This window comes from Cobetia sp. SIMBA_158, assembly GCF_046566945.1.
Taxonomy (GTDB): domain Bacteria; phylum Pseudomonadota; class Gammaproteobacteria; order Pseudomonadales; family Halomonadaceae; genus Cobetia; species Cobetia amphilecti.
In genome coordinates, this window is record NZ_JAWJYL010000799.1 from 1 (window position 1) to 250 (window position 250).

Genomic DNA, 250 nt, shown 5'->3' on the forward strand with positions numbered 1-250 from the left:
AAACTTGGTATTGTTGATGTAACCCAGGTGTAGTAGAAATAAATTTAGTTTCAATCCAACCTTCGCGGTCTTTATCGTCTTTTATTTTAATAAAGCCGTTTTCTTCGCTAGATAGTACGGTTATTTTTGTTCCTGCGTCTACAGAGCCAAGTAGTCGATAATTTTTGCTCGCGCCTGAACGCATAAATGTATACAAAGTATCAATAACGTAAGCGGTATTTGCATCTGATGAGCTCGCTGTTTGTGCTTC

Annotated in this window: 1 protein-coding gene; it reads right to left on the reverse strand. The window is 38.0% G+C overall.

All coding sequences use genetic code 11. The features are described 5' to 3' along the window. The coding region (locus R2R70_RS22025; RefSeq protein ID WP_410979200.1) for a TIGR04211 family SH3 domain-containing protein at nucleotides 1-250 on the reverse strand (250 nt) is incomplete at both ends.